Annotated in this window: 8 protein-coding genes and 1 pseudogene; 5 read left to right on the plus strand and 4 right to left on the minus strand. The window is 69.5% G+C overall.

Going from position 1 to position 7,142, the window contains the following annotated elements:
- Positions 1-708: 708 nt before the first annotated feature.
- Positions 709-882, minus strand: coding sequence for a hypothetical protein (locus tag KME75_RS38480; protein ID WP_219419870.1), 174 nt, complete (start codon positions 880-882; stop codon positions 709-711).
- Positions 883-1,322: 440 nt separating this feature from the next.
- Here KME75_RS38480 and KME75_RS38485 point away from each other — a divergent pair, with 440 nt between their 5' ends.
- The 4 genes from KME75_RS38485 to KME75_RS45420 all read left to right on the plus strand — a co-directional run bounded on the left by KME75_RS38485 (position 1,323) and on the right by KME75_RS45420 (position 2,745).
- Positions 1,323-1,529 (plus strand): hypothetical protein, encoded by a 207-nt coding sequence (locus KME75_RS38485; RefSeq protein WP_219419871.1) that lies wholly within the window; start codon positions 1,323-1,325, stop codon positions 1,527-1,529.
- A gap of 50 nt (positions 1,530-1,579) precedes the next feature.
- Positions 1,580-1,762 (plus strand): hypothetical protein, encoded by a 183-nt coding sequence (locus KME75_RS38490; protein ID WP_219419872.1) that lies wholly within the window; start codon positions 1,580-1,582, stop codon positions 1,760-1,762.
- 405 nt (positions 1,763-2,167) lie between these two features.
- Positions 2,168-2,605: a VOC family protein gene (locus tag KME75_RS38495; protein ID WP_219419873.1), complete on the plus strand. Its 438-nt coding sequence runs from the start codon at positions 2,168-2,170 to the stop codon at positions 2,603-2,605.
- Positions 2,606-2,622: 17 nt separating this feature from the next.
- Positions 2,623-2,745: a hypothetical protein gene (locus tag KME75_RS45420; protein WP_281424871.1), complete on the plus strand. Its 123-nt coding sequence runs from the start codon at positions 2,623-2,625 to the stop codon at positions 2,743-2,745.
- Between the two features lie 404 nt (positions 2,746-3,149).
- On the opposite strand, the gene KME75_RS44420 is transcribed toward KME75_RS45420, so the two are convergent.
- Positions 3,150-5,714 (minus strand): DUF4153 domain-containing protein, encoded by a 2,565-nt coding sequence (locus KME75_RS44420; RefSeq protein ID WP_372452757.1) that lies wholly within the window; start codon positions 5,712-5,714, stop codon positions 3,150-3,152.
- 21 nt (positions 5,715-5,735) lie between these two features.
- Positions 5,736-6,389 (minus strand): annotated as a pseudogene (locus tag KME75_RS47220) (response regulator); the annotation flags it as partial.
- A 163-nt stretch (positions 6,390-6,552) separates the two neighbouring features.
- On the opposite strand from KME75_RS47220, the gene KME75_RS45425 reads away from it, so the two are divergent.
- Positions 6,553-6,687 (plus strand): hypothetical protein, encoded by a 135-nt coding sequence (locus KME75_RS45425; RefSeq protein ID WP_281424872.1) that lies wholly within the window; start codon positions 6,553-6,555, stop codon positions 6,685-6,687.
- 97 nt (positions 6,688-6,784) lie between these two features.
- On the opposite strand, the gene KME75_RS38515 is transcribed toward KME75_RS45425, so the two are convergent.
- On the minus strand, positions 6,785-7,003 hold the full coding sequence (locus KME75_RS38515; RefSeq protein WP_246633664.1) for a transposase family protein: 219 nt from the start codon (positions 7,001-7,003) through the stop codon (positions 6,785-6,787).
- Positions 7,004-7,142: the final 139 nt, after the last annotated feature.

The following is a 7,142-nucleotide window of genomic DNA, read 5'->3' on the forward strand; positions in this document are numbered from 1 at the left end:
GAACGACGCCGGCCCCGGCAGCGATGAGTCCGCCCAGCACCCAAACGACGACCAGCCGCCGGCGGAAGCCGAGCCCGCGGGGTAGTTGGGTCCCGGTCGTCTCACCCCTCGAGGCACAGTCGACCACTGGGCGCCATGCACCTGACGGAGACCTGACCACGTCGGCCACAGAGCATGACGTCAGGTACGTCCACCGTGGACTACGAGGTGTCACCGGATCTGTCACCGAAGCTCCGGCGTCAGCGTCATCTGAGCCTAGCCAGGCAGCGCGGCGGACACGTAGAGCTGCGGTAGCCGGTTTGTCCACTGTCTACCCGTACGTTTAAGGCGCTGCATTGCCGAATCGGCCTGTATGAGGATCAAGGCGCCGCCTCCGGCGGCGCGCGTGGCCGGCCACGCTCCCAACGGGTAGTGCCTGGACTCCTGGCGCGAGCCCGGTAGCGCGTCGGTGACAAGTACGACAAGAACGAGAAACCGAGGCGCTGCCCCGGACTTCGGCACCACTTCGGAGATCAGGAAGGGCAGCGGCCGGCGGTGATCTCCTCAGAGCGCGCCCAAGGGTAGCCAGACCGGCCCGCGCTGGCCAAGGCCGAGCCGCTCCGCGGTGCTCTCCGGGCAGCCATGACCAGCACGACCCGGCCTGGCAGGGATGAACCCGCGCCGCGAGGAGATCACCGCTCTTCACGGGCGCCGGGTATAGGCGGGGGATCAGTGCTGCTCTGCTTCCCGCTCGAGCTGGGCAATCTGGGCGCGCAGGCGATCCATCTCCGGGCCGGTGCTGTACCGCGCTTCCCGCTGCTGCCGCTGGAGCTCCTCCTGCATGAGATGCCAGGCCATCCACTGCTGCGCGGGGTGCACGGTGTGCCACGGTGGAAGCCTCAACTCAACTCCGCTCGGACGACCGGCCGACGATGATCTTCCAAGGCTACCGGCGATACATGTACGCGCGCCTCGAGCCTGGGGGGTGAGACTTTGCCTCTGGCTGGAACGGACCCGTAGGGAACATCAAAATGAAGGCACTCGCGCCAGAGGGCCATCCATGCAGGGGCAGGCGTTGCCAGCGGTGTGCCTGTGGCCTCATTCGTGGCCTGAAACTGAGTCGCATCGTGTCCCTCGATGAGCACGGTGTGGCCGCTGACGTGCATGGATAGCCCGTGTGCGCACAGTTCGCCGGGTGACGAGATTTCTCGTAATGCGTAGGTCTGGGGTTCGACTCCCCAAGGCGGCTCCGCAGGTCAGGGGCACCTTCTGACCCTCCCGGAACCTCTCAGTCCGGATCCCGTGGCACGGTTCGTGGCACGAATGCTCGCTATCGTGGCCGAATGCCGTCCTCGTCACCCCGCCGCCGTCGGCCGCCAGGCGGCATCACCGGGCTGCCCAGCGGCTCGGCCCGGGTCAGCGTGTACGCCGGGGTGGACCAGCTCACGGGCAAGGAGATCCGGCTCCGGGAGACGGTCCCCGCGCGAGCAACGCGCCGTGAGACCGAGCGTGAGGCCGAGCAGCCCACCACGGGCGCGGCCAGACAGTAGACGCGAACGCGATCGAGTGGGCTGCACTCGCCACCGACGGAGCGGCCGACTTGATCGAACACACCGGCCACGGCCGGCACCGCATCGCGCAGTACGACACAGCCCAGCTCGAGGCGCTCCTGGCGGGCATCCGTGAGTGGGAGGAGACGTCCGACCCGGACGGTCGCCACCTACCCCGCGCGAAGCGGCACGACGACAAGACCATCGCCGCCATCGCCGCGATCTGGGCGTAACGTCGCTCGACTTCCCTGCTGCCGAATCTGCCTCTAGAGGATCAAGGCGAGGCCTCCGGCGGCGCGTGTGGTCGGCTACGCCGGCCCCGCTCGGCTCGCCCGCTCCACCTCGGCCCGCGTGCGGCCGGCGGGACCGGGCTATCCGGCCACACATCCGCCAGGCGCCCCCAGAGAGTGTGGCCTCCAGCGGTCAGTCAGTGGCGCCGTTTCCCAGCATTATCTGGCGTGGTCTCACAAGTTGGTGATCGGCGACAGGCCCGCAAGCCGATCGATGTGTGGCTCGGGCCGTGCTGCGTCAGGAGGTTCTCGAAGAAGTTGTGGCCGAGGATGTCGAGAACGGCCTGGCGGTTCCGTCCCAGGGGCAGATGCGGCCACCGTGGCCGCATCACACCAAGGAGACCCAGCATGACGATCAAGCGGATGGAGCACGTCGGCGTCGTTGTCGACGACCTCAAGGCTGCTACCACGTTCTTTGTCGAACTTGGTATGGAGCTGGTGGGCGAGGCGCCAGTCGAGGGACGTTGGGTGGACCGCGTCGTCGGGCTCGACGACGTCCGAGTCGAGGTCGCATTCATGCGAACCCCGGACGGCCACGGTCAGTTTGAGCTGACGAAGTTCCACGCGCCGACGGCGACCACCGCCGAGCCGAACGCACCGGCGAACACGCTGGGTCTACGTCGCATCATGTTCACCGTCGAGGACATCGAGGACGTCGTTGCCCGCCTGCGCGCCCATGGCGCCGAACTCGTTGGCGAGCTGGACCAGTACGAGGACAGTTATCGGCTCTGCTACGTCCGCGGCCCGCAGGGCATCATCATCGCGCTGTCCGAGCAGCTCAGCTGAAGCGTTCAACGCACGTCATGACCCCGACGACAACCCCGAACATCAGCGACCTCGACGACAGCACGCCCCGACCTTGCGTCGGCACGACCAGCCCCACGTCCTCCACGTCGACACTCGACGTGATCATCTGGCTCGAGTGACCCCCTGACCGCTGTGATCACCCGCCCCGATCGCCGTCCTCGCCTCACAGGAGCCACCCCCCGCGGAGCCACAGGTGGTCAAGATCCATTCGTCGCCCGCTGGTCACTCTTCGGCCGCGGTTGACACGCAGTTGCGCGCGCGGTAGCGAGCCGAGCGCGGTACCAGGACGCAGCTCCCTCTGTCGCAGATCGTCCACGCCCCGCCGGCCACGTCAAGGGCGGCTACGCCGTCGCTTCGCGATGCCCTCCGGGCACCCCGCGCCCGGAAGATGGAGCGAGTGCTGACCAGCGACCCGGGATGGGCGTGATCTCGCACGTCGACGCGGGCTACGACCGACCTGTCGAGGTGGCCGCGGAGCGTGGTGTCGTGGTGCCGATCGAGCGGGGGTGACGGCAAGACCGGCTCATCGAGAAGTCTGGCCGGGGCACTCCTCCCGGTACTGCCAGTCGTCCGCGTGCGTCTCGATGAACGCACGTGCCTGTGAGCGGCCGAGGTTCCACTCCAGCCAGTCGTCGCGCTCCCGGTCGTCGATCGCCAGCGCGCACTCGGCGAGGTGCTGGGGCAGCGTGGCGAGCACGGGGAGGGCGTCGTCGGACAGGTCGCCGAGGTAGTGCCAGTCGACCGCGCCTGTGGCCTCGTACCGGTCGAGGTTCTGCCGGGCGATCCAGGCGTCGGGGTTGATGGCGGCCAGGCCGAGCAGCAGCGCCACGCCGCTGAACAGCCCGAACCGGGGCAGCCACGCCGCCCGCAGAGTGACGCCGCCGGCCATCGTCGCCAGCACCAGCACTCCCAGCCAGCCCTCGAACACGTCGACCAGCAGGCGCATCCGGGTGAAGCCGTAGGCGTCCTGGTAGACATGCATCCGGTACAGCGCGGAGGCGACGACGACCAGCGTCAACGCGCACAGCAGGCCGAGAGAGACCCGGATCCAGGCCCTGTCGGCGGAGGTCTCCCGTCGTGCTTTGCGCGTCGCTGCCCAGACGACCAGAAGGGTGAGCGCGGTGGCCACCGTCAGCTGCCCGAAGCCTTGGTGGACGTACTCGGCGTAGGTCAGCCCGGTCGTGCGCTCCAGGTAGTCGTGGCCGCCGAAGATCACCGTGGCCTGCGCCACCAGGAACACGATGAACACCGCGTCGACGATCAGCACCGGTGCCAGCCACTCGAACCGGTGCGCGACCGGACGGGCGGCACGCTCGCCGCGATCGGTCCCGGGCGGGTTGAGGGCGAGGTAGGCGCCGCCGGCCAGCACGATGCCGCCGATGCCCACGGCGACGAACGCGCGTACGGCGAGGTCCGCCGACCCGAGGTCGGGGACCAATGCGCCGACCCACTCGGCGAAGAGCGCGTCGGCCGAGGCGAACAGCAGAGCGAACACGGTGATGCCGAGGACCGACCAGACCGCCGTCCGCAGCAGCGCTGCCCCACTGCCCAGGCCCGTGATCATCCGAGCCGTGCGGCCGAGCCAGGGCATGCCGCGTAGGCCGGCGAGCGGCCAGGCGAGGACGGCCAGGAGGAACGACGGCACGCTGCGGCCGCGGATCAGCCCGACGGCACGCAGGCCGGCGCCGGCGAGCAGGCAGAGCAGCACGATCCATTCGGCGTCCCGGATGACGACAGTGGCGGACAACGCCAGGCACAGGACGGCACAGGTCAGGGTGAACGGGTCGCGCCGGTGCCGGCTCGCGGCGAGGAGGACGCCGCCGGCCGCCACCAGGACGAGGAACATCGCCAGCCCGAGGCCGCGGAACGGCAGCACCACACCCGCGAGCACACCCACCCCCAGCGCGCCGAGCAGCACCGGGACGTTGCCCGGGACCGCGCGGTCCGGCCAGAAGTCGCCGAAGGCCGTGTCGGTCAGGGACGGGACGGCTGCCCGGCTCGGGATCGACGGTGGGGCGGTGGCAGGGCTGCCCACCGGTGCCGCTGCTGGCTCCGGCACGGGGATCTCCTCCTGACGGGATCGGGTGGGGGCGAACGGGAGATCGGCCCGGACGCGGGCGCCGAACTCACCGGGCTCGGGGTCGGCGAAGCCGATCGTTCCGTCGTGCAGGTCGGTGACCCAGCGGGCGATCGCGAGGCCCAGACCGGTCCCGCCCCCACCGTCGACGTCGCGGAGGGTCCCGAACCGTTCGAAGGCACGCTCGCGGTTCGACGGCGCGACGCCGGGGCCCTCGTCGGCGACCTCCAGCCGCCAGCGATCGTCGACGGCTCCGGCTTGGATCGTCACCGTTCCGCCCGGCGGGCTGTGCCGGGACGCGTTGTCCAGCAGGTTGGCGACCAGTTGGCGCAGGCGGGCGGGATCGCCCTCGACCGTGAGGTCGGGCGGGCTGACCTGCACCACGTACCTGACGTCGCGACCGCCGACCCGGGACTCGGCCACGGCAGCCTCCAGCAGCGGCCGGACCTCGACGGTCTCGCGGGCGAGCGGCGCTTTGCCGGCGTCGACCCGCGAGAGGTCGAGCAGATCGGTGACCAGGTCCGTCATCCGCTCTCCCTGGTCCAGGGCGGCGCGGAGCGTCCCGGGGTCGGGATCGGCGACGCCGTCGGCCAGGTTCTCCAGCAGAGCGCACAGCGCGGTCAACGGGGTCCGGAGCTCGTGGCTGACGTTGGCGACCAGCTCGCGGCGCTGCCGGTCCACCCCGGCGAGCTCCTCGGCCATCCGGTTGAACGCCTGGGCCAGCTCGCCGACCTCGTCCCGAGAGGTGGCGGTGACCCGCACGGAGTGGTCGCCGGTCGCCATGCGTCGGGCGGCCACGGTCATCTCCCGCAGCGGCGAGGTCATGCCCACTGCCAGGAGCTGCGTGACGGCGAGCGCCAGGGCGATGGTGACCGGAATGCCGAGCCAGATCGGCACCCCGCCTGCGGAACCGATCGTCGCGATGACCGAGGCGAGGGTGACACTGGCCCCCACCAGCAACCCCAACTTGACCTTCACCGAGCGGACCGGGTCGAGCGCCCGGATGCTCATCGCACCTCCTCGCTCATCGCCGGCTCCCGGCTCGAGCGCATAACCCACCCCGTGCACCGTGCGCACCCGATCCGCCCCGATCTTGGCGCGCAGTGCCTTCACGTGGCTGTCGACCGTGCGGGTCCCCGATGCGCCCGGCCAGCCCCACACCTCGGCCAGCAGCCGCTCCCGGGTGAGCACCACGCCGGGGCTGCCTGCGAGGCACAGCAGGAGGTCGAACTCGGTCGGCGTCAGGTGCACCTCGTCGTCACCGGACCACACGCGGCGGGCGCCGGCGTCGATGCGCAGGTCCCCCAGGTCTGCGGTCGGCCAGCTCCGCGGCCCGGTCGACCCGACGCAACAGTGCTGCGACCCGCGCGACCAGCTCGCGCATGCGGAACGGCTTGGTGAGGTAGTCGTCGGCGCCGACGGCCAGTCCGACGAGGATGTCGGCCTCGTCGTCACCTGCGGTGAGCATCAGCACAGGCACCGGCCGGACGGCCTGGATGCGCCGGCAGACCTCGTGCCCGTCGAAGCCGGGGAGCATCACGTCGAGGATGACCAGGTCCGGATGGTGGGCGCTGACTCCGCCACCGCCCCGGGTCCGTCCCACGCGCGGACGACGTCGTACCCCCCGGCGACAAGCCGGTCGGTGACCGCCCCGTTGATGACGGGCTCGTCCTCGACGACGAGGATGCGGGCGGTGGGGCCGTTCATGTGCTCGAGCGTAGGAGCCGCTCTGGTCGGGAATCGGGGGCGACTCGTGAAGATCCTGTGCAGGTCGGCCGGCCTCGCCCGTGCCCAGCGGGATGAGGCCCAGGTCGGTCCGGAACGTCTCGGGCTACCCGCGAGCGAACTCATGTCCTTCGGGGACCAGGACGGCAGCGCCTTCTTCGGTTTCGCCGACCCTGATGCCAACAGCTGGGCGGTGCAGGAGCTGAAGGTGCGCGGCGAGAAGCCCCTCATCCCGGTCGGGCCTCGGTTCGGGGCGTAGGCACCAGCGGGTGTCATCCGTGCGGCAGGCACCCGACGTGCATGTGAGCTGCCTCATCGGCGCTTGAACCTCACATCGGTGTCAGATTCTAGGAGGCCTATTCAGCCGCCAAGTAGAAGTGCAGTCCGATAACCGCCGAGATCGTCGTGTCGAACGTCGCCAGCGGCCGCCGGTAGTCGGTGTGCATGATGCGCCAGGTCTTAAAGTTTGCGATCACCTGCTCGATGACGTAGCGGATCTTGTTGATCTGAGTATTGAAAGCCTTCTCCCAATCAAGCAAGTCGCGGAAGGTTGGCTTCTTGTAGGGCGTGATCATGCTGTTTCCAACGAGGGTTATTCAGCGAAGCGTTTCGTTACGGTTCTGAGATCAACTTGCGCGTGTCGACAAGCGAGTGACGGTCCGATTCACGCGAGAATGGGTTTGCCAACACAAGCCCACGTGAACGGACCGTCGC

Origin of the sequence: Pseudonocardia nigra, assembly GCF_019396355.1 — a bacterium.
In the GTDB taxonomy this organism is placed as follows: Bacteria; Actinomycetota; Actinomycetes; order Mycobacteriales; family Pseudonocardiaceae; genus Pseudonocardia; species Pseudonocardia nigra.

Coding starts and splice junctions, on each gene's coding strand:
- KME75_RS44420 (WP_372452757.1), bottom strand. CDS start 5,714: ATGAGCATCCGGGCGCTCGACCCGGTCCGCTCGGTGAAGGTCAAGTTG.
- KME75_RS45425 (WP_281424872.1), top strand. CDS start 6,553: ATGTCCTTCGGGGACCAGGACGGCAGCGCCTTCTTCGGTTTCGCCGAC.
- KME75_RS38485 (WP_219419871.1), top strand. CDS start 1,323: ATGCCGTCCTCGTCACCCCGCCGCCGTCGGCCGCCAGGCGGCATCACC.
- KME75_RS38495 (WP_219419873.1), top strand. CDS start 2,168: ATGACGATCAAGCGGATGGAGCACGTCGGCGTCGTTGTCGACGACCTC.
- KME75_RS45420 (WP_281424871.1), top strand. CDS start 2,623: ATGACCCCGACGACAACCCCGAACATCAGCGACCTCGACGACAGCACG.
- KME75_RS38515 (WP_246633664.1), bottom strand. CDS start 7,003: ATGATCACGCCCTACAAGAAGCCAACCTTCCGCGACTTGCTTGATTGG.